This window comes from Gilliamella sp. LMG 34362, assembly GCF_984569125.1.
On the sequence record NZ_OZ474902.1, the window covers coordinates 2,407,580 to 2,430,555 of the forward strand.

A 22,976-nucleotide genomic window follows, 5' to 3' on the forward strand; every position below is an offset into this window, starting at 1 on the left:
ACAAAGGACTAAAATTAGTGCGCAATTTTACCCCTAATTGATATGGGTTGTAAAGTAAAATATCGTATAATTACTATATGATAAATTAATTTGCTAATCTACTTTTTGAGTCAGATAATAAAATAGTTTAATTAAAGATATATAGGTGTTTTATGTCGTCTTTCTTTACTGGTCAATATCCACAAAAACGTTTACGTCGAAACCGTGCACAAGATTTTAGTCGTCGTCTGGTAGCTGAAAACCATTTGACGGTTAATGATCTTATTTATCCAGTATTTATCGTTGAGGGTAACAATATCAGCCAACCCGTGTCATCAATGCCGAATGTAAAACGGATGAGTATTGATATATTGGTGAAAGAAGCTGAACAAGTTGCTAAATTAGGTATACCGGTACTTTCATTGTTTCCTGCTATTGAGCCCTCCCTAAAATCACTATTAGCCGAAGAAGCTTATAATGAAAGAGGTTTAGTACCTAAAGCAATTCGAGCATTAAAAAAAGAAATACCAGAACTCGGAATTTTAACCGATGTGGCTCTCGATCCTTATACGACACACGGCCAAGATGGCATTATTGATGACAACGGTTATGTTCTCAATGATATATCTGTCGAAGCTTTAAAAAAACAAGCATTAATACAAGCAGATGCTGGAGCAGATATTATTGCACCAAGTGATATGATGGATGGCCGAATTGGTGCAATACGTAAAGAGCTAGAATCACATAATTTTGTTAATAGCCAAATTATGGCTTACTCGGCAAAATATGCATCTAGCTTTTATGGACCTTTCCGTGATGCAGTTGGTTCAACCAATAATATCAAAGGTGGCAATAAAAAAACTTATCAACTTGATCCAGCAAATAGCAATGAAGCCTTACAAGAAATTTATCAAGATTTAAGTGAAGGCGCAGATATGGTCATGGTTAAACCTGGTATGCCCTATCTAGATATCGTTCGCCGAGTAAAAGAAACCTTTGCAGTACCTACATTTGCCTATCAAGTATCAGGAGAATATGCAATGTTGATGGCTGCAATCGAAAACGGTTGGTTAGATGAAAAGTCTACTATCATGGAATCTCTACTCTGTTTCAAACGAGCAGGTGCCGATGGCGTGTTAACTTATTTTGCTAAGCAAGTAGCTCAATGGCTTAATAACCAGTAATAGCTGCATTATATATATCATATCAATTTACTAATTATAGTGAATTGATATGATTAACCACGGAAAAACAAGCACAACTTTTTAAAGCAAAATCGAATCTCTTTAGATTAAAAAATACCCCAAATTAGCTCAATCTAGCTTTTCCATAATTAATAACATCATTAATATTTTAATTTTTTTAATAAATATTAAACTAAATCAATTACAAAATCTTAATTTATGGATAAAATATATTAAGTTACTTATTCTGGCACTAAAAATTACAAATTAGGTGATGAGAGTGAAGATTTGTCTGATATGATGATCAAGTAACTATTCAATAATATAAATATTATTGCCATAGCTAGAATAAACTGATGAATCGAAATATTAATATCGCTATTAGATATAAATAAAATTTTAACCAATAACATTAAGAAGCCAATATTATGAAAAATTATATCTATCTTTTCTTATTAAGTCTCCTTTTATTAACTGGGTGTGATGATAAAAAAGACAGCCAATCATCATCTGATGCAACTCCATCGACTAATCAAAATAACGAAGTTAATACTAATACGCAAACTGATAAAACGACCAGTACAACAAACAAAAATGAAGACAATACAATAAATTCTAGTAGTGAAAATAAATCACAGTTACCAACTCAAGTAACCAATAGCTATCTATTTCATACCGAACCAGAGTTATTACCTAATAAGAAACTCATTAAACAGCAAACAATTCAAAGTTCGGACAAAAAGTCTATTAATTATAACGATCAAGGTTATGTTAAAGATTATGACTTGGAAGGATTATATGGCGAAATAAATTATGATACAGCTAAATACATTTATGGTATGAAAGATACCAGAAACAGTTATGACATTACTTTCGATGAATCGAAAAATATCATTGGTATGAAAAATAGTAATGATGAAATTGTTGCTATTAATGAATTTGACGAGCAAGGCCGTTTAGTTGAAACCACTTTATCTAACTTCGCTGATAATAATATTAATTTTACCAGTAAGATTATTTATGAAAATGATCTGGTCGAACAAGTCTTATACAACGCTTATGTAAAAATGGATGATAAAAAACAATTACCCGTTTTAGTAAGAGAAAAAGATGTTATTTATAATGCAGACAAACAATTAGAAAAAACGATTACTCGTACCTTCAAATTGTCTGCTAAAGGTGAAGTCATCATTAATGATAAAAATGAACAAGAATTAGAATCTACTGAAACTTGTAGTTATTCTGAATATAACCAAAATAATGACTGGACCAAAGCTGTTTGTGAAACAACGGGGAATGGTTCAAGTAAAATTAATTTAACCAGAACCATTGAGTATCTATAACTTATTAAATAAAGTGAATATGATCAGTTTTCACCAAACTCATCATATTCACGACAAAGTATAATTGTATCCTCAATTAAACGCCTTGCTATCGTGCCATATTCAGGTATTTTTGGTAATTGAGAATAATGGTACCAATCAGCTTCTACTAACTCATTTTTATCGATAGTAATCTCACCACTATCATAATCTGCTAAATAAGCCATCATCATAGAATTAGGAAATGGCCAAGATTGCGAACCGACATAACGAATATTTTTAATTTTTATTTTTGACTCTTCATAGACCTCTCTGGCCACTGTCGTTTCCATTGTTTCACCAATTTCAGTAAAACCCGCTAATACAGTATATAAATTATCTTGATTATGCCTTACATGTTTTGCCAATAAAATTTTATTTTTATTCCGAATAGCGACAATAATGGATGGTGAAATTTGTGGATAATAACGTTGATGACAATGATCACATAGACAACACCATTCTGTTTGACTAATATACATCTCATGACCGCAGTAGCCACAATATTTATGAGACCGATAAAACTCAGACAATTGTACCGCTCTACCAGCCATATTAAACAAAGACTGATCAGCTCCACTAAGTAAAGGTCTAATCGAGCCCATGGAACTACTCATTTCTTGACAAATTAACCACGCAGTTTGTCCATTCCATTCACCAATAGGTTGAGAGAGTTTATTGGTAAATCCTAATTCACTGGCGCTACCGTTGGGAACTTCGCCATTAGGTAACCATAAACGACCATTTTTACTCACAAACCAGTAGCCTTTTTCGTTACCGATTAAATTATATTGTTTTTGTATATCCATAACATCAACACCAAAAATTAAATATTAAAAAGGAGGATATTACTCCTCCTTTCCATCAAGCTATTTCTTTTTCTTCTCATGAAGACCTTTTTTCTCAAGTTCCCAGTAAATTATACGTTGCTGAGCAATCGTAAATAAGTTACTTACAATATAGTATAAAACTAAACCTGATGGGAACCATAAGAAGAACACCGTAAAGATTAATGGCATATATGTCATTAATTTTTGCTGTAATGGATCGGTAACCGGTGTTGGTGACATCTTCTGAATTAAGAACATGGTACCACCCATTAATAACGGTAAAATATAATATGGGTCTTGCGCTGATAAGTCATAAATCCAAAGAGCAAATGGAGCATGACGTAACTCTACTGTATTACCTAACATATAAAACAGTGATAAGAAGATCGGCATTTGAATCAACAATGGTAAACAACCGCCAAGAGGATTAACTTTTTCTTGTCGATAAAGAGCCATTGTTTCCATACTCATTTTTTGTCTATCATCACCATAACGTTCTTTTAATGCTTGTAAACGAGGTTGTAATAACTTCATTTTAGCCATTGAACGATATTGTGCTCGTGTTAGTGGGAATAAAATACCACGCACAATAAAGGTGATAACAATAATTGAAAAGCCCCAATTACCTATAAAGCTTTGAATAAATTTCAATAAATAGAACAGTGGCTGCGATAAGAACCATAACCAACCATAATCAACTATTAAATCAAGATGATTAGCGGTTTCTTTTAACTGACTTTGGATTTCAGGACCTAACCATAGTTTCGCACTAACTGATTGAGTTTTACCTGGTTGAATAACGGCTGTTTCACCTTTAAAACCAATCGTAGCTTGGGAATTTTTAGCCGTAGCACGTGAATAAAATAGGTTGTTTTGATCCTGCACCGGGATCCAAGCAGAAGCGAAATAGTGTTGCAACATAGCAACCCAACCAACATTAGTTTCAACAGATAAAGCCTTATCTTTGATATCACCAAAGCTATATTTACTATAATTAGTATCAGCACTGGAATAAGCAGTACCACGGAACGCACTTAATCCTAATCCGCCACCACCTTCGGTAACAGCATCATCTGGTAAATCAATAGTTTGTTTTAACTGACCATACATCGATACTTCTATAGGATTTTGGCTTTGGTTATCAATATCATACTGAACATCAATAGCATATTTGCCACGATGTAAAATATAATATTTAGTATAAGTTACTCCATTAACTTGATACGTTAATGGAACTTTCAACTCATCTACACCATCAGCTAAAACATATTCAGATTGAGCAGTTTGATATACTGGACGTTTACTTCCTTGAATTGCATTATCTGGACCATCTTTACCTGTTAAGCCACTTTCAGCAATATAAATAAAGTCAGGTTTAGATGTTAATAATTGGAAAGGCGTACCAGAATGAAGAGACTGCTCATATTTTAACAATTGTGCAGCTTGTACATCGCCACCATAGGTATTAACCGTTAATGACAATACATCAGATTTTATCGTGATTGTTTTACCTTGTGCGAAATCCGCTGGTGAATCTTCACCTATTTGTTGCGTCAATTGATTAGCAACTGGCGGTTTTGGTGCATGATCTTCTTCCCATGCTTTCCAAAGCAGGAAAGAGACGAAAAGTAAAGCAATGACTAAAATATTACGTTGAGATCCCATTAGTGTTTTTCTCTATCGGTTTTAGTTTTAGGAGGTACAAAATCTTCACCTCCTTCATGTAAAGGGTGACATTTTAATACACGTTTGACAGTTAGCCAACTACCTTTTATTAATCCAAAGCGTCTTAATGCAATTACAGCATATTGAGAACAAGATGGAGTAAAGCGACATTTAGGCCCTAATAAAGGACTAATAATACGCTGGTATATTTTAATGACAAAAACAAAAATATTAATAATCAAATATTTAAATGCATAAATATGCTGTTTAAATATCAATATTAATTTATTCAGTTTCTTTGTTTTTTGATGATTTGTTGACATAGTTTGTCTAATGTCTCAACTAATTGTTGATTATTCAATTGTATAACAGGCTGTTTAGCCATCAAAATAAAATCGATATTAGGAAACTGATGTTGATGGTGACGAAAATATTCTTTAGCTAATCGTTTAATTCGATTACGCTCGTGTGCTCGTTTAACCTGTTTTTTAGCTATAGCAAAACCTAATCTAGCATGAGCCAGATCATTTTTCCGTGTAACTAAAGTAAGAAAAGGCGAACCTGCTCGAATAGATTCTTGAAAGACGCGATTAAAATCGAAGGGAGTTAACAAACGTAACTCCCGAGGAAAAGTGAGTTTAGTCACTCAACTTTAAATTAGCTAGCAACGGTTAAACGAACACGGCCTTTAGCGCGACGACGAGCAAGAACTTGACGACCGTTTTTAGTAGCCATACGTGCACGGAAACCGTGAGTTCTATTACGTTTTAATACTGATGGTTGAAATGTGCGTTTCATGACGATTTATATCCAAATCTAATTTATCAACAAGTTGTAGAGCATAAACTCCACAGCATTAATTAAAGAGGTCCGAATTATAGAGGCTATTTTATTTTTCGTCAATGAGATTTTAATACATAAATTGTAAGGACTGTATTAAATGAATATATCGCCTTTATTAATCATTAATCGCTATGACTCGCTTACTTTTTTCACCACCGATTTCACGAGCTAATTTTGGCACAAGATAACCTGATACATTTTTCGCAAGTTGTCTCATAATTTGCTTAGCATTATCATCATCCACTAAAAAATGAGCAGCTCCTTGCACTTTATCCAATAAATGGATGTAATAAGGTAAAATGCCTATTGAAAATAATTTATTACTTAAACAGGCTAATACATCAGCATCATCATTAACTTTTTTCAATAACACACTTTGATTCAAAACCGTTACCCGATGTTCCTTTAAACACTTGATAGCATTAGTAACATTATCATCAATTTCATTTGGATGATTAATATGAGTAACTAATACAATTTGTAACCGAGTTTTAGCAAATAACCGACACAGTTCGCTAGTAATACGATTAGGTATCACCACAGCTAAACGGCTATGAATACGTAACCGCTTGATATGAGCTATTTTCTCTAATTCGGTTATTAAAAAAGCCATTTCGTGATCTTTTGCCATTAACGGATCACCTCCTGAAAGGATAATTTCATCCAGTTCTGGATGGCTTGCAATATATTCCAATGCAGCACCAAGATTTTTTTTAGTGCCTTGATTATTGTGATAAGGAAAATGTCGTCTAAAACAATACCGACAATTAATCGCACATGCAGTTTTAGTCATTAATAATGCACGATTATGATATTTATGTAGTAATCCCGGAATGGTATTATTCTGCTCTTCTAAAGGATCTTCACTAAAACCCGCTACATTAATTAACTCTCTTTCATCACAAAGAACTTGTAACAACAATGGATCTTGACTATCACCTTTTTTCATCCGATTGATGAAAGCCATAGGAACCCTAAGCGGGAATTGCTTTCTCGCTTGCAACATAGGCAGAGAAATCGCCTCAGGATCTAAATTCAAACAACGATAAAGCTTTTTGATATCGGTAACGACATTAGCAAGTTCAAAAATCCACTCATCTTTATTTGGTTGTTCAATATTTTGCTGTATAATGTGGCTCATTTTTGTAATTCAGAATGATAGTTGGAGCTTTTATGGCATCTTTTAGTACTAATGAGTTTAAAGCCGGTCTTAAAATAATGCAAGATGGCGAACCGTGTGTAATTGTTGAAAATGAATTTTATAAACCAGGAAAAGGACAAGCAATTAACCGCGTAAAAATAAAAAAATTACTTTCCGGTAAGACTGTTGATAAAACATTCAAATCAGGTGAATCTGTTGAAGCCGCTGATGTTGTTGATATGAATTTAACCTATTTATATACTGATGGTGAATTTTGGCATTTCATGAATAACGATACATTTGAGCAACTTTCTGCTGATGCTAAAGCTGTAGGTGACAATGCTAAATGGTTAGTTGATCAAGCTGAATGTATTTTAACTTTATGGAATGGTCAACCAATTGCGGTAACGCCACCAAACTTTGTTGAATTAGAGGTTATTGAAACCGACCCAGGTCTAAAAGGTGATACAGCAGGGACTGGTGGTAAACCAGCGACACTATCAACGGGTGCTGTAGTACGTGTTCCATTATTTGTACAAATTGGTGAAGTACTTAAAGTTGATACTCGTTCTGGTGAATATGTTTCACGTGTTAAATAATATCAACGAGATATAAATGCTATTTAAAAAAAAGAGGTCAATATGACCTCTTTTTTATTTATTAAATAAAAAAGTTAATATTTATTTTGAGGAAAGGGGTTTTTATTTCAATAATTAGGCTCAGCTTTTCGGCAATTACCTATCCAGCACTCAATCAAACCAGCGAACAGCAATAAACTAACAATATCTAAATTAAGAATTTTAGTTTATTTAGCTCCAATATAATTTAGTTGTCGCCATGATTCATAAACAACTACAGCTACAGAATTAGATAAATTCATACTTCGACTATTGGCAACCATTGGAATTCTAATTTTTCTATCTTGTGGTAGCACATCAAGAATGCGATTTGGTAAACCTCGAGTTTCAGGGCCAAACATTAAAAAATCTGCTTGTTTATAATTGACTTCACTATGAGGTTTCTGGCCTTTTGTAGTTAAAGCATAAACTTGTGAAACCAAATCAAGCTGATTTGCCTCTAAAAAATGATCAAGATTTTTATAACGTTTTACATCGACAAATTCCTGATAATCAAGTCCTGCTCGCCTTAGTTTTTTATCGTCCCAAAAAAATCCCATTGGTTCGATAATATGTAAATTAAAACCAGTATTAGCACATAAACGAATAATATTACCCGTATTAGCCGGAATTTCAGGTTCAAACAACACAATATTTAAAGGCGCATTCAACACAATATTTTCTCTTAAAAATTAATTTTTTTGAAGTGGTAATACTATCACAATTTTCAACCCACCTAACTGACTTTTCTCAGCTTTAACTGTGCCGTTATCTCTAGTAATAGCATTCGCCACAATTGCTAAGCCTAACCCTGTACCACCCGACTCTCGATCTCGAGCTTCATTAGTACGATAAAATGGTCTAAAAATTTGCTCAAGCTCATTATCTGCAACACCTGGACCATCATCATCAATGGTAATAACAACTTTTTGTTGTTGAGTAGTGAAATTTACCACAATCTTTTGATTTGAATAACGAAATGCATTTCTTATCACATTTTCAAGCGCACTACATAACGCTTCTGGATAACACAAAATTGTATGATTAGAAGGAAAATTTTGTATAGAAAATTGTTTTGTTATTTGATTTGCTTCAAAAGTCGCATTATCCAATACATTTTTAAATAATACATCTAATGGTTTAAATTCACGAACTTCATTATTATCATGTTGATTCCTTGCTAAGGACAATAAGTCACCTATCATCGAATCAAGCTTTAAAGCTTCATTATTTATCCGCAAAACCTCATTGCTTTCACCTTGCTTACGGCGCAATAACGAAGTTGCCAATTGCAATCGGGTCAATGGCGTACGTAATTCATGGGAAATATCAGAAAACAGCCGTTGCTGTAGATCTTGCAGCCGTTTCAATTCTCTGAGCATATGGTTAAAACTTGCACCTGTGGCTTTATATTCATAAGAACCAACTTTTTCAAGCTCAGGCCACTGTTGTAAATTACCATTTGCAACCTGTTCTGCAGCTAATCTTAACCCTCTAGCAGGTTTAGCAATACTCCAAGATAACCACAACAAAAATGGTGAACTAGCTAACATGGTTAATGTCAAAAGTAAGAAAGGATGATCAAAAATCAAATTAACAAATTGAGATTGAATATCTGATGCAGGTTGTAACAAAAACAGTTGATATTCATCATTAGCATAATGAATAAGGAATGGACCAATAATTTCTTGATTATCATAAACTTTTTTCGCTGGATCATCAACGTCATGCGATTTTTCACTAAAACTTTTTACTAAATCAATATTTTTAGTATCTGCAGTAATAATTTGCTGATTAGGTGTAACAATAAATAGGACTTGACCAGTTTTTTGATAATTATCCATTACTACGATAAATCTCATCCACCAACGAAAGCTATCTTTCGGTATCTTAGCAAGATCTTTTTCTATCTGACTTGCAAGAACTTTACCACTCTCTTTATCTTTATTCGCCAAATAAGTTAAATTACGTGAGTCGAGTTCGGGCAATACCATTACAAGCGCAAGGAAAAAAGCGATAGTAAGTAAGAATATTGTGAAAATTCTAATTGTTAGACGATCAAAAATCCACATAGATTCTTACCATATTGAATAAAGCTAATTTTGCAACAAATTATCATTTTGATCTACAACAAATAGATATCCTTTTGAACGCAATGTTTTAATCCATGGTAAGCCATCACTTCGAGGTGGAAGTTTTTTACGTAAATTAGAGACATGAACGTCAATTGAACGTGCTAATGGAATAAATTCTTTCCCCAACACCGTTTCACTAAGAGTATCTCTTGAAATAGTCATTCCTTTATTTTCAAGCAATTTAAGTAATACTTGAAATTCTGTGCCAGTTAATTCGATGTATTTGTCATCAAAATAAACAGATTGCTGTTTGGTATTCACCACAAGTTTATCAATAGTGTATTGTAATGGTTTTTCATTACTTTCATTACCAACAGTATCCCATCTAGCTCTACGCAATAAAGCGTTAATTCGAGCAATCAATTCTCTATCATTGAAAGGTTTAAGAATATAGTCATCAGCGCCAAGTTCAAGTCCATTGATTTTATCGAGTTCGCTATCCTTAGCTGTTAAGAAGATAACAGGAACGGTGAATTTACTTCTTAATGAAGACAAAACACTTAATCCATTCATTTCTGGCATCATAATATCAAGTAAAACCAGATCGATGGAATCATCAAACTTTTCTAACGCTTCAATACCATTATTTGCAACTTCAACGGTAAATCCTTCCAATTCTAATAATTCACATAACAACGAAGCAATTTCTAGATCATCATCAACTACAAGTAATTTGCTCATTATAATCCTCAATAAGTAATAAAATCCTTAGTTTTTATATCTATTAAATAGACGATAACTAGATTTTATATTTTAGGAAATATTATATAGATATATGAGAAAAATATCGTAAATAATTGTTAAGATTCACAGTTTAAATACTTTAACATTGTTAAAACCTTGCTCGATTAAATAAAGCGCTTGTAGTTTACTCATTACTCCTTTAGCACAATAAAGTAAATATTGCTTTGATTGATCTAAATCACCAAATTGAGTTGCCAATTTATAAAATGGTATAAGCTTAACTTCAACATTTTCGATTTCCAGTGGATGCTCCTCTTGCTCTTCTGGCGCCCGAATATCAATGATAACGTGATTATCTTCTAATGTTGTAACGGTATCAACCTGAGTAATAGTATTATTAGTTTGTTTAGCTATTTCACGAATATCAATATTTTCAGCTTCGGCAACAGCCTTATCTAAAATAGCAAAATCAAAGTTTTCCTCTTCAGCTTCTATTTTTTCTTTAACTGCTTTTACCGTTGGACTTTTCGATATGACACCACAAAATTCAGGCATAGTCTTAGCAATATCTTCAGTGCCTATCTGACGAGCTAGATTAATTATCGTTTCTTTGTCATGGGTGATAAGTGGGCGTAAAATTAATGTATCACTGACATTATCGATTAAACGCAAATTAGTTAAGGTTTGACTTGATACTTGACCTAACGCTTCGCCTGTAACCAGAGCTTCAACATTATAACGCTGTGCAACTTTAGAGGCTGCACGAATCATCATTCGTTTTAAGATAACCCCCATCTGGCCATCATCAATTTTTTCTAAAATCTCGCCAACAACATCTGAAAAGTCAATGGCAATAAAACGAACCTTATGAGAGCTTCCAAATCTATCCCACAAATAATGAGCCATCTGTTTCACGCCAATTTCATGGGTTTTGCCACCTAAATTAAAAAAGCAATAATGAACTCGACAGCCTCGCCTGATCAGCATATAGCTAGAAACACCAGAATCAAATCCACCAGAAATAAGAGAGATGACATCTTCTTGTGTTCCGGTTGGAAAACCACCTATCCCGGCATGCCGTTCTTTAACTAGTAGAAGTTTATCTTTATCAATTTCAAGATTAACCGTAATATCTGGACGTGTTAATTTGACTTTAGCAGTAGCAACATGTTGATTAAGACCACCACCGACATAACGCTCTACCTCAATTGAAGTAAATTCGTGCTTACCTCGTCGTTTAACTCTTACACAAAATGTTTTATTCTCAATTAAAGGCGCATAGTGATTAAACGCTTTTTCATAAATATCATGTAAATCAGTAAAAGTAAGTTCTTCAACCACTAAAATATGATGGATACCTGGAATTCTTGTTAATAGTTCTAATATTTGATTTTCACTATTTTCAACTTTAGGGCGAACCTCAATAAAATCCCAATGACGAATAACTGCCACATCATTAATAGCATTCTTTAAAATATTACGAATATTACTAGTAAGAATTTTAATAAAACGTAAACGAACGGACTCACTTTTGATGGTAATTTCGGGGAAAAGTTTAACTATAAATTTCATACAACTGCATTTGCCAAGAATAAAAATGGCGACATTATACTGATTTTTCCCTTAAAAACGTACAATTGATTATGATAAATACAGAAAATAATAAAATATACTTGCTTGTTGCTCACTCTTTCGCTAATATTTCGCATCAATAAATTCTGTTCTATAACATAAAAATTGACAGGTTGAAATGTACGAACTTTTAATTATAGGTTATTTATTTATCGCACTTGCGATAATCGTTTTAGTGCTAATTCAGCGCGGTAAAGGTGCCGACATGGGCTCATCTTTTGGTGCAGGCGCTTCTGCAACTTTATTTGGTTCATCAGGAAGTGGCAATTTTCTAACTCGCACAACAACAATACTTGGTGTGTTATTTTTTGTGTTAAGCATTATTTTATCAAATCTCGGCAGCTCAAAAAACACAACTTCAAGTGATGAGTTTAAAAATATTGGAGATAGTGCTCCAGCGACTACGCAACAAAATACTGAAAGTACTAGCGGTAATAATGGAGAAGTAATTCCAACTGCTGACCCAGTTATTCAACCACAGAATATTAATCCTACATCAGATATTCCAGAATAAAAAACGGCGCCGTGGTGGTGAAATTGGTAGACACGCTATCTTGAGGGGGTAGTGCTCTAAGAGCATGCGGGTTCAAGTCCCGCCCACGGCACCAATTCAATATTCATTAACATTCTTTTAAATCCTTTAAAACACATCAAAACCTACAAACATAAGGCTTAAAGCCTATTTTGTTATTTATTAAGCACCAGTATGATACATTTACAGCCAGAATTTTTAGGTATATGCTTAGGTATACGAACACAATATACCTAAAACCCGTATACCTAAAATCATTATGGCAAGAAAGACTCTACCATTAACCGACACACAAATAAAAGCAGCCAAACCAAAAGATAAGGATTATTCTTTATTTGATGGTGGCGGTATGTATCTTTTAATCAAAGCGAATAACTCTAAGATTTGGCGTTTTAAGTATACGCGCCCGTATACCAAAAAAGGGGCATTAATAAGTTTTGGCAGTTATCCCGAAGTTTCACTACAGCAAGCGCGAAAACAACGGGACGAAGCGCGCGAATTAATTAAACAAGGTATAGACCCTCAAGAACATAAGGCAGAACAAGAGCAACTACAACAAGAAGCTAGCAATAATACTTTTTATGCTATGGCGCAAAAATGGTTTAAATTCAAAACTGAACAAGGATTAGAAGAACAAACCTTAAGAAAAGCTTGGCGCTCATTAGAGAATCATGTTTTCCCATATATAAAAGACATTCCCATTAAACAAGTAACAGCTATTAAAGCAATTAATGCACTACAGCCATTAAATAACAACAATAAATACGAAACAGTTAAGCGAGTTTGTCGGCGAATTAATGAAATAATGTATTATGCTGTCAATATGGGAATTATCGATAATAACCCTCTCGCTAGAATTACCGACGTATTTAATAGCCCAAAAGTTAAGAATCAGCCAACTATACCCCCTACTGAATTACCGCAGTTCATGCAAGCACTGGCTATGGCAAATATTGAATTGCAAACTAGATGCGTGATTGAATGGCAGTTATTAACATTAACGCGACCAAGTGAAGCCGTAGGGGCTAAGTGGGACGAGATAAACTTTGATAGGAAATTGTGGAGTATTCCTGCCGAACGCATGAAAATGGATAGACCGCACAATATACCTTTGTCACCGCAAGCAATAAAAATACTTGAGATAATGAAATCTATTAATCATAAAAGCGAGTTTGTATTCCCTACTGCTAGACCTCCCTATAACAAACCAATGAGTAGCCAAACTGCTAATATGGCAATAAAGCGCATGGGATACAAAGATAAGTTAGTTGCGCATGGATTAAGAGCTTTAGCTAGTACCGCTTTAAACGAGCAAGGCTTTAATTATGATGTCATTGAAAGCGCATTATCGCACGTTGATAAAAACGCAGTGAGAAGGGCCTACAACAAGGCAGAGTATGAGCAACAAAAGCGTATTATGCTTGACTGGTGGGGTGACTTTGTCGAGCAAGCCAGTAAAGGGAATGTCTCATTGTCAGGTAACCGTAATCTAAAGCTAGTTAATCATTAACCATATCGCGCTATTCATACCGTGCCCCATATTTGGGTTACGATAAAACCGTAACTCAAATTTGAGTTACTCACTTCAATAACTTCATATTAAACCACTCCTCATATCTGAGGGGTGCTTTTTCAAATGTCACCCTTAACCTTATAAATCAGTACGTTAGTCGTAACTCAGATTTGAGTTACGCACAACATATACTTTGCTTATTTAATTACCCCCCATTAATTTAGAATTTATCATATAACTATACATACTATACATAAACACAAAAAACTTTATATATATTAATATATTATATTATGTATACTTATTTTTTAAGTGTTCATAAGTATTCATTACTATACATTCATATATGTCTTTTAGATCACACATATAACAATATGATTTATATTAATATTATAGATAATCCAAATATTCAATTTGTTAATAATCAAGATGTTATTATTTCGTTTGATCATAATAAACTATTTAATCTAGCTATAATGATTTATGCCATGCCTGAAGCTAATTGTTATTGAAAGAAAGGGTAACTACAGAAATAAAAAAGCATAAGGCCATGTTTACTGAGTTAAAATCACAGTCAATTGTATGATTTTTTAACTTTTTTTTAGAGAGCAACCCAATACATGGAAAATTAAATATTCTTAGTTTCTTTAGTCCATAAAAAGAGCGCTCAATGTTGCAGTTCTGTTAAATTAAAACAGTTATCTTCATAATAAAGATAACTTATTAATCGCTTTCATGGGGTTGAATTTAAAAAGCCCATCAAAGGGCTTACAACTATCTTGCTACCGTGCGAGCCTGATATTTTGATGTAGCGCGACGGCTTAAATATTTACTATTGGCTTTGACTATATCTTTCATGAAGATTACCTATTTTGAGTTTGAGAGCGCTGACGAATTGACGCACGCCATTCATCCTTAGACATTATCACGATCTGCATCCTATTGTTAAAATCATCTTTAGATATTGAGTTAACTCCGCGCCCAGATTTATCAATCAAAACTAACACAAAAGGCAAATTAAACTCTATTAGGGACGGGCTACCAACCGATAACCCCTTATTTTTTGTAATATATTCATCTTTGTCTATATTAAATAAATCAAATTGATAGCCTCGCAAAATAGAGTTATAGCGCAGGGTTATCCTTAAATTCATACCGAATAATGATACTGTTTGCTCTAACACGTCATCTGATGTTGTTTGTATAGTATGCATTTATATATTCCTATTTAAATAATGCTTCGTAATCTATCAAGAACCGCGCGCTTAGCCTCACCCGTTATTTCCTGCGGCTGAGTTCTGCCCAGATTGCGAACTTTCGGCTTTTGCATTTTAAAACCGTTAGCAATTTGAGTTTCTACGATAAATATTTCACGAAATGTTATGATAAACTCGCCTACTGTATTTTGTTTTTGAGTAAGTCCTACGGACGTAATCACCATATTTTTATATTGCCTTGAGTTAGTTTGCAATGTAACTGGCTCACCGCTACGTTGTATTGCTAACAGTTTTTCATAAGCATCACTGATTCTGTCTGATGATAGATTATTTAAAAATGGTGTTTGAAAGTCAGGTAAGAAATCAGCAATCACATTATTAACTGTTTTTTCGATGGTCTGATTACGCGATTCATAATACTGTCTCAGTTTTTTTTCAGCCTGTTCCGTTATAACTCGAACCTCCATAGGTAACGGATATTCGGGGTAATCGTAATCTAAAATACTATCAATTGACGGCGTGTTAACCTCATAACCAACCACTAATCCGTTAACAGTCACCTCCTTAGGATCTAACACTGCATGATCTGCAATATTAGCGCCGTTTTCTATCGGATTTTCCGTTACTCGTAATTTTGATGTATGTTGCTCGACGGTATTAATATCGAGGCTGAATGTTCCAGCCTCAGAAATAATCAGACCTGTATTTGATGATTTATTTAATATAGATTGAAAGGTCATTATTCTTTCCTAAAAATTATTTACCCCTCTAATTTTACCATGATTGTATTCATGTATATAGATACAGTGTTATAATGTATCTAACTGTATGTTAAAGTATTATTTGCGTCTAGGCTGATCCCCGAACATTCGCAACCCTAGCGAACTGGCGCAAATATCTATTAGGGGCGTGAGGGGGCGTATGGCATTACCAGAAAGACGGTTTTACACTTTAAATAAAGCTGTTGATAAAATTAATAAAGTTATTAAAAATAGAACTGTAGATACTGAAGATTTATTATATTTTGCTTTTGAAAAAAAATTAGAATTATGTGTTCATTATTATTCTCCTAACTCAGCAGGTAAATGCGGAAATATTTTTATTCAAGCTGAAAATGATGTTGATCTCGATTTGCTGCCTATGCTATTCCCAGAAGAAGGTAATTTTAATGATATTATTAAAACTGAATATGGTAGAATAAATTGTAATTTATTTTATAGAAGTGAAGAACTAAAGAAAGAATTTCCAATCTCATCCTATAATTATCAATATCCTTTCGTTAATTCTGACTCAGATATATTTTATATTCACTCTTTGTTGGCGATAGATTTATCTACCATTCAATATCCAATCATCGATGATATAATAATAAATAAATTCTCTCTTCCTGCTGAGAGTTGGGCTATTTCTGTTGATACTTACCGTCTTTTGAAAGAGCATAATGAATTAGACTTACTAAAAAGTATTAAAGTTAATGCTATTGTTGAATTAGATGATCCTGTAAAACTATCTCCAAAACAGATGTTGATAACATCTAATGAATTAGAAAATTTTTTAAATGGGAAAGAAAAAATAGAGTCTAATTTTGTTAAAAGCAGTTTCATAGGTAGACCTGAAAATAGTTTTAAAAAAGATATTATTGAAATAGCAAAATTAACAAGAAAGCAATTTCCTACATGTTCAGGTAAATCATTATCTCAAAAAATATATGATTATTTTAATCATCTACCTGAATTTCCAAAGCGTGGGAGTATTGAACAGTATATATCTTTATCAAATGAACTACCTCGACAAATAGAAAGAGATTTAAAACTGAATTACGAATTAGTTATACCAGAACATTTAAAACACTTAAAAAATAAATAAACTATTAATTTATTAATTAATTATTTATTTATCTGTTTTTATATACGGCGTTTGGTACAGTTACCTTGTTTTATAAACTTTTAGATGAGGTAACGAATGACCAACCAAATCCTATCCAAAAAAGAAGTAAAAGATTTACTTCACTTCAAATCTGACACTAGTCTTTATACGCTAGAAAAGAAAGATAAAACTTTTCCCCAAAAAATCAGAATCGGCTTGCGTCGCGTTGGGTATCGCGCTGATGAAATTTACTCTTGGCTTGAATCTCGTAGAGTAGAACGTCGAGAGGTGGCTTAATGGTGATAAAGCAAAACCCTTTATATCGCGAAATGATAAAGGGCTAACACTGGAATAATGACGCTTCCAATGATAGTCAATCTCGCGTTAAGTGTCTAGCTAAAAAACACTGAAATAACTAATTGATTTTAAAGTAAAGCGAAAAAATTCGTTACGGTCTCCCCTTGCCTAAATTTAGCTAAATGAGGGATTTTTCGACACGCTAGGAGTAATACTTATGACAGATTTTAATAATTTAGTACCAGTAATAGAAATGCAATTCAACGGTAAATTACAGCAAACAGTTAGCGCAAAGTCTTTACATTCTTACTTAAAAGTAGGAAATGATTTTTCTACATGGATAAAGGGAAGAATAAAAGAATATGACCTAATTAAAGGTGATGATTTTTTAATCTTTGATTCATTAGAATTCAGGAATCAAAGCACAAATAATGAACAGTGGACAACTAAGCGAGGCGGAGACCGGAAAAGTATTGATTATATTCTCACAATTGGAACCGCTAAAGAATTAGCAATGATTGAAAACAATGAACACGGGCGAGCTATCAGAAAATACTTTATTCGTTGTGAAGAACACCTTAAGAACATTGCACCCGCCATCCAAAAGAAAGAACTAAAACGCTTAAAGGCACGCAATGAAGTTGCAAATTATAGTCGTCCTATGTGTGATGCATTAACTCTACACAGGCTATCACTTGGTAAAGAGACAAAACCTCATAACTATACCAACGAATTTAATATGATTAACGGTATTGTACTAGGTATGACAGCTAAAGGTTTCCGAAAAACTCATAATATAACTGGTGATATCCGCGATTACCTCAATGAAGAACAACTAAGCCAAATAGCTTACCTTGAGCGTTCTAATATTACACTAATTGAGTTGGGTTGGTGTTATGAGCAAAGGAAAGCAGAACTAATCAAGCTATCACAAAGCTATATGACTAGATTAATTGGCAAAGAGGCTTAAAAATGACTACAAGCTTATATAACAATTTAGCAATACAGATGTATACCCAACCCTTAAATAATCGCCCAATGAATCGCTACGGCGCAATTTTCCGACACGTTAGAGAAGATTTTATTGATATCACTACGCGCGCGTGTATGCATCGGAAAACTTATTGCATGAGGTTGAATTTTAAAAAATGGTTTTGCATGTCCATAAAAAGGGAAAGCAGAATATTAATAACTAAGTTTTGTCAGTCCATAAAAAGGAAACCAAGAAAACAAATACCACCAAAAAGTGGTATTAAGCTAGTAAATTATTTCTTATTTGGTTTGGTGAGTTTTTCGCGTCAATCAGTAATAACGAAGGTAAAAATAAAAAATCGCTTGCATGAATTTCAGACTTTGGGCTATATTAATCTTGCACTAGCAAAATCTAGTGTCAGGATTGGAACCCTGTTTATCCTACTGGCGACACACGACGCCCTAAGCGTCTTTTTTTGTGTCAATACTTGCGCACGCCTGTTTATCAAATCTTTTTCTATGGTGGCGTTAGTAGGGCATCCGAAAGGGTGGCTAGTATCCAGTAGAGCTAGTAGTTCCAACCCTGCTAATGTCACCGCCAACGAGATTGGAACCTCTAGCGGTGATTATCTTAATAATTATCTACTGGAGGCTGTCATTATGACTACTACCCCTAACCCTATTGTATCCACACAAAAACTATTTAAATTTTACGACCTTTCAACCGCTCAAGTTATCCAAACTACAGCTACAACTGAACGAGAAGCGCGTAAGAGCTTAGGCAAGCAATCGCTTATCTTTATCGCAAGAATTCGATTAACCCCAATCATTGAACGAGCTAGAACTTGGGGAGGCTACAGCCATGAATAACCATCAATTAGTTTGTAAAGTTGAAGGCACACTTCTTCAAGTTAAAAGTATGGCAAAAATCGCGCTAGATAATACAAATTACAAATTATCAGGGTATGACGAGCCTTTTATTGACCAATCGGATATGAGTAATTTGCTATGGGCTATAGTCGATTTAGCAGAGCAAGCCTTTAATGACCTGCAGGAATACCACTTATTAGGGAGTAAAGACAATGCGCAATAATAACCATCGATTAATAAATAATATTGAAACCAAACTATCGCAAGCTCAAAGCATGATTAGGGTAATCTTAGATAACCATAATTATAAAGACGATGGATTAGACGAGCCTTTTATTAACCATTGCGATACAGGTAATTTACTTTGGGCGACTGGTGACTTACTCGAAGATGCGTACAAAGAACTATTAAATATCGATTTAAAAGGAGATAACAATGCCTAATATCTCTTTAGATGCAATTAATACTATTAACTCAAAACTCGGTCAGGCAGACGCAATAACAATGCTTTTAATGTGTGAATGCGATTCAGGTAGTCAATTAAGCAATGAACTACGCTCATATGTGCTTGGTGCGATATCAGACCTAATAACTGATTCTAAAAAGCTATTTCGAAGTGAAACAGAGCGAGGTATCAGCAAATGAAAGAATTTGACTTCAAACAAAATAGTAATGGAACTTTCACCGCGCTAAGGTTCAAAAATAACAAATATATGGAAATTCTTTCTTTTGGCAAGGCAGACATTCCTCACTTGCTAGCAGATGTAACCAAACGATTACCGCCCGAAGTTAGGCGATATATGGAACAAATTAAGGAGTAATTATTATGGATAACCAACAAAGAATAACTACAATTCACCATATCATCGTTGATTCAACTATGGCGATAGTGGCAGGTTTGTTTTTAATTGAGCAGATTAACAAAAATGATAGTCAGGTATTTATTCATGAAGGCACTAAGATTGATATTAACAAAGATTTAATTGTCTTAGGTTTAGATATCAATCTTAAGCAATGCTTGATTGAGGATTTCGGAGAAAAAGAGGGATTAAATCGCACTTATGGAATGTTGAAAGACATGTACATAGAAAGTACAGATGCCCCTTTAGCATTAACCTCATTAGGACAAAAATTACTTTCAACATTGTTTATTGATTTAGTCGAAGATATCAAAGCTGAATCTAACGGGACAATCCATTAAGGGGGCGGTAATGAAAATAAATGAAATTACCACCCAAGCGGTAGGTAAATGGCAATCAATCTTTAGTTCATTAGGTATTGATGTGGGTAATGGCAAACATTGCCCTTGTCCTGTCTGTGGTGGTAAAGATAGATTTAGATTTGATAACCAAAATGGTAGAGGTACTTACATCTGTAACCAGTGTGGTAGTGGTGATGGCTTAGAGCTTATCAAAAACTATTGTCAATGTGACGCTAACGAAGCATCAAATAAAGTAGCGGAATGTTTAAATCTGTCTAATCAAAATAACCAAATACGGGAAAATCTCGTATTTAGAAAAATAGATCCCAAACAATTACATAACGATAACATACCAGATAATCCCGTATGTAAAAAGGTCGAGTATTTGCTATCTAAAGCAACATTAGGGCAATCTCAATACCTGACCAAGAAAGGGTTAACCTTTGATTTGCCTTTGTTAGATAACGGGCGCATTTTTGTGCCCATGCTGAATCTTCATAATGAATACGCAGGCGGTCAATTTATCGAGCCAGACGGAAGCAAGCACTTAATGAAAGGCTCGAATAAAAAAGGTGCTTTTATATGGGTCAACCCAAATTTGGGCAAGCCTGACGAGGTAAAAAAAGAGTTGCTCACAGCTAACGAGATTATTATTTGTGAGGGATTAGCCACAGGTATATCGATAGCGGAATTCCGCCATCGGTCACTGGTGATATCTGCCATTGATGCAGGTAATCTTATTCATGTAGCCGAAGCTATTCGTGAGATTAATTCTACCGCAAATATTATTATTGCGGGTGATAATGATATAGGTAGTCATAAAAACACTGGTAAGGAAAAAGCGATAGAAGCGGCTAAAGCGGTAAATGGTTATTACACAATCCCTGACACTGATTATAAATGTGATTGGGATGATTATAGGCAACAATTTGGACTTCAGAAAACTTCAGGTTTATTTGATAAAAACCTCATAAAACCAGAGTTATCCACCATAACAAAACATAACATGCAAAACGAGTTATCAAGCATGAACCTATCGCAAATGGCATCTAGTCAGCGCGCCGAATTGTTAAATGAGCATTATCACAATAACCTCGCCATTAATTTAACTACTGATGAAATTTATCACTATCAAGCTAATGCATGGCAACCCATTAGCGATAAAGTCTTAATGCGGACATTAGCAGATTTATTCACTCAATCAGGCGAGCCATTTAACCCAATGCGAATTAGCTCAGCGGTTGAATCGCTCAGGTTATCACTGCCTATAATGGGAACACCTCAGAAAGATTTAATCTGCTTTAAAAATGGCGTATATGAGCTAAAAAGCCAAACCTTTAGACCTCACAATAAGCAAGATTGGCTATTAGTCAGTAATGATATTGATTACTACCCTGCCAAAGAAAATGAATCTTTTGATACTCACGCGCCAAACTTCGCTAAATGGCTAAAAAGAGCATCAGGCAATCAAGATAAGGCTAAAAATATCTTAGCTGGGCTATATATGATATTGGCTAATCGTCATGACTGGCAATTATTCTTAGAGGTTACAGGCGCAGGCGGTAGCGGTAAAAGTGTTTTTGCTGAAATTGCGACGATGTTATCAGGTAAAAACAATACTGTAATAGGCACTATGGACGCATTAGAAAAGGCAAGGGACAGAGCCTTAATCGTGGGTTACTCATTAGTCATATTACCCGACCAACCGCGTTATATGGGCAGTGGCGCAGGATTAAAAGCAATTACTGGCGGTGATGAAGTCGCAATAGACCCAAAACACAAGCAACCCTATTCTTGTAAAATCCCTGCGGTAGTCTTGGTTATCAATAACGAGGCAATGAGATTTAACGAGCGTAACGGCGGTATATCACGGCGTAGAGTTATCTTTCACTTTGGCGAGGTCATCCCTGAAAAAGAGCGAGATTTAAACTTGGTTAGCAAAATAGAGCAAGAACTCCCCTCTATTGTGAGGTTGCTATTAAATGAGTTTACCAGTCCAGCAGAAGCTAAAGAAAGATTACATAAACAGCAACAATCAGAAGAAGCAACGACTATTAAAAGAGAATCTGACCATTTAGTCGATTTCTGTAGCTATTTTGACGCGTTAGACAGCCCTAACGGTATGTTAATAGGGAATCTTGGAATTATGCCATTTAATCCAAGAAAGTATCTTTACCATGCTTATGTCGAATACATCCGTAACACAGGGCTGAATAATCCTCTATCCCTTACCCAGTTCGGCACATCTTTAAGTTATGCAATGAACGAGAACGGCAAGCAATACATAAAGAAGCGCTATACAGCAGGAAATAAAACTAATTTAGAACTTAATTTAAACGCTAGTAAAGATTGGTTACCTAAAGCAGAAGAGACTACTAATTAACTTTTTGTTTGTCACTATTCTAACCGCCTTGATTGGCGGTTTTTTGTTTTTATG

The 22,976-nt window shown here is 34.3% G+C and carries 27 protein-coding genes and 1 tRNA gene; 16 read left to right on the plus strand and 12 right to left on the minus strand.

The features are described from left to right. Nucleotides 1–152 precede the first annotated feature (152 nt). Both hemB and AC5LWZ_RS11000 read left to right on the plus strand, forming a co-directional pair. Complete coding sequence (hemB, locus tag AC5LWZ_RS10995) at nucleotides 153–1,163, plus strand: porphobilinogen synthase (protein ID WP_493463693.1); 1,011 nt, start codon at nucleotides 153–155, stop codon at nucleotides 1,161–1,163. 428 nt (nucleotides 1,164–1,591) lie between these two features. Next, on the plus strand, nucleotides 1,592–2,506 hold the full coding sequence (locus tag AC5LWZ_RS11000; RefSeq protein WP_294892472.1) for a hypothetical protein: 915 nt from the start codon (nucleotides 1,592–1,594) through the stop codon (nucleotides 2,504–2,506). A gap of 23 nt (nucleotides 2,507–2,529) precedes the next feature. Here AC5LWZ_RS11000 and nudC read toward each other — a convergent pair whose 3' ends face one another. The 6 genes from nudC to epmB form a co-directional block, all read right to left on the minus strand. After that, nucleotides 2,530–3,333: an NAD(+) diphosphatase gene (gene nudC, locus AC5LWZ_RS11005; protein ID WP_493463694.1), complete on the minus strand. Its 804-nt coding sequence runs from the start codon at nucleotides 3,331–3,333 to the stop codon at nucleotides 2,530–2,532. Nucleotides 3,334–3,393: 60 nt separating this feature from the next. Further along, nucleotides 3,394–5,019 (minus strand): membrane protein insertase YidC, encoded by a 1,626-nt coding sequence (gene yidC, locus AC5LWZ_RS11010; RefSeq protein ID WP_110447162.1) that lies wholly within the window; start codon nucleotides 5,017–5,019, stop codon nucleotides 3,394–3,396. Further along, complete coding sequence (gene yidD, locus AC5LWZ_RS11015; RefSeq protein ID WP_232350107.1) at nucleotides 5,019–5,261, minus strand: membrane protein insertion efficiency factor YidD; 243 nt, start codon at nucleotides 5,259–5,261, stop codon at nucleotides 5,019–5,021. Before yidD ends, yidC begins: the two co-directional genes overlap by 1 nt. Nucleotides 5,262–5,308: 47 nt before the next feature. After that, nucleotides 5,309–5,665, minus strand: a complete 357-nt coding sequence (rnpA, locus tag AC5LWZ_RS11020; RefSeq protein ID WP_110447160.1) for a ribonuclease P protein component — start codon at nucleotides 5,663–5,665, stop codon at nucleotides 5,309–5,311. 11 nt (nucleotides 5,666–5,676) lie between these two features. Next, nucleotides 5,677–5,817, minus strand: coding sequence for a 50S ribosomal protein L34 (gene rpmH, locus AC5LWZ_RS11025; protein WP_025314679.1), 141 nt, complete (start codon nucleotides 5,815–5,817; stop codon nucleotides 5,677–5,679). A gap of 160 nt (nucleotides 5,818–5,977) precedes the next feature. After that, the gene (gene epmB, locus AC5LWZ_RS11030; RefSeq protein ID WP_493463695.1) at nucleotides 5,978–7,003 is read right to left on the minus strand and encodes an EF-P beta-lysylation protein EpmB; all 1,026 of its coding nucleotides are present in this window, start codon (nucleotides 7,001–7,003) and stop codon (nucleotides 5,978–5,980) included. Between the two features lie 32 nt (nucleotides 7,004–7,035). On the opposite strand from epmB, the gene efp reads away from it, so the two are divergent. Further along, a complete protein-coding gene (gene efp, locus AC5LWZ_RS11035) occupies nucleotides 7,036–7,602 on the plus strand; it encodes an elongation factor P (RefSeq protein WP_034901106.1) in 567 nt (188 codons plus the stop codon). A gap of 206 nt (nucleotides 7,603–7,808) precedes the next feature. Here the strand turns inward: efp and trmL are convergent, their stop codons facing one another. The 4 genes from trmL to thiI all read right to left on the minus strand — a co-directional run bounded on the left by trmL (nucleotide 7,809) and on the right by thiI (nucleotide 12,011). Then, the gene (gene trmL / locus AC5LWZ_RS11040; RefSeq protein WP_366939981.1) at nucleotides 7,809–8,291 is read right to left on the minus strand and encodes a tRNA (uridine(34)/cytosine(34)/5-carboxymethylaminomethyluridine(34)-2'-O)-methyltransferase TrmL; all 483 of its coding nucleotides are present in this window, start codon (nucleotides 8,289–8,291) and stop codon (nucleotides 7,809–7,811) included. Between the two features lie 21 nt (nucleotides 8,292–8,312). Beyond that, the gene (gene cpxA / locus AC5LWZ_RS11045) at nucleotides 8,313–9,686 is read right to left on the minus strand and encodes an envelope stress sensor histidine kinase CpxA (RefSeq protein WP_493464205.1); all 1,374 of its coding nucleotides are present in this window, start codon (nucleotides 9,684–9,686) and stop codon (nucleotides 8,313–8,315) included. Between the two features lie 30 nt (nucleotides 9,687–9,716). Continuing rightward, a complete protein-coding gene (locus AC5LWZ_RS11050) occupies nucleotides 9,717–10,436 on the minus strand; it encodes a response regulator (RefSeq protein WP_493463696.1) in 720 nt (239 codons plus the stop codon). A 126-nt stretch (nucleotides 10,437–10,562) separates the two neighbouring features. Next, nucleotides 10,563–12,011: a tRNA uracil 4-sulfurtransferase ThiI gene (gene thiI / locus AC5LWZ_RS11055; RefSeq protein WP_493463697.1), complete on the minus strand. Its 1,449-nt coding sequence runs from the start codon at nucleotides 12,009–12,011 to the stop codon at nucleotides 10,563–10,565. A gap of 178 nt (nucleotides 12,012–12,189) precedes the next feature. Between thiI and secG the strand changes: the two genes are divergently transcribed. From secG to AC5LWZ_RS11070, 3 genes are all read left to right on the plus strand, one after another. Beyond that, nucleotides 12,190–12,585, plus strand: a complete 396-nt coding sequence (secG, locus tag AC5LWZ_RS11060) for a preprotein translocase subunit SecG (protein WP_065651629.1) — start codon at nucleotides 12,190–12,192, stop codon at nucleotides 12,583–12,585. 8 nt (nucleotides 12,586–12,593) lie between these two features. Next, nucleotides 12,594–12,679 (plus strand) — tRNA-Leu (locus AC5LWZ_RS11065). Between the two features lie 183 nt (nucleotides 12,680–12,862). Further along, nucleotides 12,863–14,113, plus strand: coding sequence for an integrase domain-containing protein (locus tag AC5LWZ_RS11070; RefSeq protein WP_493463698.1), 1,251 nt, complete (start codon nucleotides 12,863–12,865; stop codon nucleotides 14,111–14,113). Between the two features lie 866 nt (nucleotides 14,114–14,979). On the opposite strand, the gene AC5LWZ_RS11075 is transcribed toward AC5LWZ_RS11070, so the two are convergent. Together AC5LWZ_RS11075 and AC5LWZ_RS11080 are read right to left on the minus strand one after the other, a co-directional pair. After that, a complete protein-coding gene (locus AC5LWZ_RS11075; RefSeq protein WP_493463699.1) occupies nucleotides 14,980–15,330 on the minus strand; it encodes a phage baseplate plug family protein in 351 nt (116 codons plus the stop codon). Between the two features lie 14 nt (nucleotides 15,331–15,344). Next, on the minus strand, nucleotides 15,345–16,073 hold the full coding sequence (locus AC5LWZ_RS11080; protein ID WP_493463700.1) for a phage baseplate protein: 729 nt from the start codon (nucleotides 16,071–16,073) through the stop codon (nucleotides 15,345–15,347). A gap of 181 nt (nucleotides 16,074–16,254) precedes the next feature. Here AC5LWZ_RS11080 and AC5LWZ_RS11085 point away from each other — a divergent pair, with 181 nt between their 5' ends. The 10 genes from AC5LWZ_RS11085 to AC5LWZ_RS11130 all read left to right on the plus strand — a co-directional run bounded on the left by AC5LWZ_RS11085 (nucleotide 16,255) and on the right by AC5LWZ_RS11130 (nucleotide 22,922). Further along, nucleotides 16,255–17,199, plus strand: coding sequence for a hypothetical protein (locus tag AC5LWZ_RS11085; RefSeq protein WP_411592900.1), 945 nt, complete (start codon nucleotides 16,255–16,257; stop codon nucleotides 17,197–17,199). Between the two features lie 96 nt (nucleotides 17,200–17,295). Next, nucleotides 17,296–17,496 carry a helix-turn-helix transcriptional regulator gene (locus AC5LWZ_RS11090; RefSeq protein WP_493458816.1) on the plus strand — a complete coding sequence of 67 codons (201 nt, stop codon included), beginning with the start codon at nucleotides 17,296–17,298 and terminating at the stop codon, nucleotides 17,494–17,496. A gap of 217 nt (nucleotides 17,497–17,713) precedes the next feature. Beyond that, nucleotides 17,714–18,466 (plus strand): antA/AntB antirepressor family protein, encoded by a 753-nt coding sequence (locus AC5LWZ_RS11095; RefSeq protein ID WP_493463701.1) that lies wholly within the window; start codon nucleotides 17,714–17,716, stop codon nucleotides 18,464–18,466. A gap of 188 nt (nucleotides 18,467–18,654) precedes the next feature. After that, entirely contained in the window at nucleotides 18,655–19,338 is a 684-nt protein-coding gene (locus AC5LWZ_RS11100; RefSeq protein ID WP_493464206.1) for a host cell division inhibitor Icd-like protein, read from the plus strand. Next, the gene (locus AC5LWZ_RS11105; RefSeq protein WP_493463702.1) at nucleotides 19,331–19,561 is read left to right on the plus strand and encodes a hypothetical protein; all 231 of its coding nucleotides are present in this window, start codon (nucleotides 19,331–19,333) and stop codon (nucleotides 19,559–19,561) included. Before AC5LWZ_RS11100 ends, AC5LWZ_RS11105 begins: the two co-directional genes overlap by 8 nt. Further along, nucleotides 19,551–19,781: a hypothetical protein gene (locus tag AC5LWZ_RS11110; RefSeq protein ID WP_086365993.1), complete on the plus strand. Its 231-nt coding sequence runs from the start codon at nucleotides 19,551–19,553 to the stop codon at nucleotides 19,779–19,781. Before AC5LWZ_RS11105 ends, AC5LWZ_RS11110 begins: the two co-directional genes overlap by 11 nt. Next, nucleotides 19,774–19,983, plus strand: coding sequence for a hypothetical protein (locus AC5LWZ_RS11115; RefSeq protein ID WP_493463703.1), 210 nt, complete (start codon nucleotides 19,774–19,776; stop codon nucleotides 19,981–19,983). Before AC5LWZ_RS11110 ends, AC5LWZ_RS11115 begins: the two co-directional genes overlap by 8 nt. Then, a complete protein-coding gene (locus tag AC5LWZ_RS11120; RefSeq protein ID WP_493463704.1) occupies nucleotides 19,980–20,159 on the plus strand; it encodes a hypothetical protein in 180 nt (59 codons plus the stop codon). Before AC5LWZ_RS11115 ends, AC5LWZ_RS11120 begins: the two co-directional genes overlap by 4 nt. A 5-nt stretch (nucleotides 20,160–20,164) precedes the next feature. Continuing rightward, nucleotides 20,165–20,539: a hypothetical protein gene (locus AC5LWZ_RS11125; protein WP_493463705.1), complete on the plus strand. Its 375-nt coding sequence runs from the start codon at nucleotides 20,165–20,167 to the stop codon at nucleotides 20,537–20,539. 10 nt (nucleotides 20,540–20,549) lie between these two features. Next, complete coding sequence (locus AC5LWZ_RS11130) at nucleotides 20,550–22,922, plus strand: primase-helicase zinc-binding domain-containing protein (RefSeq protein ID WP_493463706.1); 2,373 nt, start codon at nucleotides 20,550–20,552, stop codon at nucleotides 22,920–22,922. The last annotated feature ends 54 nt before the right edge of the window (nucleotides 22,923–22,976 follow it).

What these genes read in the sequence shown, in the direction of transcription:
- hemB (WP_493463693.1), top strand. Translation starts at nt 153, where the DNA reads ATGTCGTCTTTCTTTACTGGTCAATATCCACAAAAACGTTTACGTCGA.
- AC5LWZ_RS11000 (WP_294892472.1), top strand. Translation starts at nt 1,592, where the DNA reads ATGAAAAATTATATCTATCTTTTCTTATTAAGTCTCCTTTTATTAACT.
- nudC (WP_493463694.1), bottom strand. Translation starts at nt 3,333, where the DNA reads ATGGATATACAAAAACAATATAATTTAATCGGTAACGAAAAAGGCTAC.
- yidC (WP_110447162.1), bottom strand. Translation starts at nt 5,019, where the DNA reads ATGGGATCTCAACGTAATATTTTAGTCATTGCTTTACTTTTCGTCTCT.
- rpmH (WP_025314679.1), bottom strand. Translation starts at nt 5,817, where the DNA reads ATGAAACGCACATTTCAACCATCAGTATTAAAACGTAATAGAACTCAC.
- epmB (WP_493463695.1), bottom strand. Translation starts at nt 7,003, where the DNA reads ATGAGCCACATTATACAGCAAAATATTGAACAACCAAATAAAGATGAG.
- efp (WP_034901106.1), top strand. Translation starts at nt 7,036, where the DNA reads ATGGCATCTTTTAGTACTAATGAGTTTAAAGCCGGTCTTAAAATAATG.
- AC5LWZ_RS11050 (WP_493463696.1), bottom strand. Translation starts at nt 10,436, where the DNA reads ATGAGCAAATTACTTGTAGTTGATGATGATCTAGAAATTGCTTCGTTG.
- thiI (WP_493463697.1), bottom strand. Translation starts at nt 12,011, where the DNA reads ATGAAATTTATAGTTAAACTTTTCCCCGAAATTACCATCAAAAGTGAG.
- secG (WP_065651629.1), top strand. Translation starts at nt 12,190, where the DNA reads ATGTACGAACTTTTAATTATAGGTTATTTATTTATCGCACTTGCGATA.
- AC5LWZ_RS11070 (WP_493463698.1), top strand. Translation starts at nt 12,863, where the DNA reads ATGGCAAGAAAGACTCTACCATTAACCGACACACAAATAAAAGCAGCC.
- AC5LWZ_RS11075 (WP_493463699.1), bottom strand. Translation starts at nt 15,330, where the DNA reads ATGCATACTATACAAACAACATCAGATGACGTGTTAGAGCAAACAGTA.
- AC5LWZ_RS11080 (WP_493463700.1), bottom strand. Translation starts at nt 16,073, where the DNA reads ATGACCTTTCAATCTATATTAAATAAATCATCAAATACAGGTCTGATT.
- AC5LWZ_RS11085 (WP_411592900.1), top strand. Translation starts at nt 16,255, where the DNA reads ATGGCATTACCAGAAAGACGGTTTTACACTTTAAATAAAGCTGTTGAT.
- AC5LWZ_RS11090 (WP_493458816.1), top strand. Translation starts at nt 17,296, where the DNA reads ATGACCAACCAAATCCTATCCAAAAAAGAAGTAAAAGATTTACTTCAC.
- AC5LWZ_RS11095 (WP_493463701.1), top strand. Translation starts at nt 17,714, where the DNA reads ATGACAGATTTTAATAATTTAGTACCAGTAATAGAAATGCAATTCAAC.
- AC5LWZ_RS11100 (WP_493464206.1), top strand. Translation starts at nt 18,655, where the DNA reads ATGTCCATAAAAAGGGAAAGCAGAATATTAATAACTAAGTTTTGTCAG.
- AC5LWZ_RS11105 (WP_493463702.1), top strand. Translation starts at nt 19,331, where the DNA reads ATGAATAACCATCAATTAGTTTGTAAAGTTGAAGGCACACTTCTTCAA.
- AC5LWZ_RS11110 (WP_086365993.1), top strand. Translation starts at nt 19,551, where the DNA reads ATGCGCAATAATAACCATCGATTAATAAATAATATTGAAACCAAACTA.
- AC5LWZ_RS11115 (WP_493463703.1), top strand. Translation starts at nt 19,774, where the DNA reads ATGCCTAATATCTCTTTAGATGCAATTAATACTATTAACTCAAAACTC.
- AC5LWZ_RS11120 (WP_493463704.1), top strand. Translation starts at nt 19,980, where the DNA reads ATGAAAGAATTTGACTTCAAACAAAATAGTAATGGAACTTTCACCGCG.
- AC5LWZ_RS11125 (WP_493463705.1), top strand. Translation starts at nt 20,165, where the DNA reads ATGGATAACCAACAAAGAATAACTACAATTCACCATATCATCGTTGAT.
- AC5LWZ_RS11130 (WP_493463706.1), top strand. Translation starts at nt 20,550, where the DNA reads ATGAAAATAAATGAAATTACCACCCAAGCGGTAGGTAAATGGCAATCA.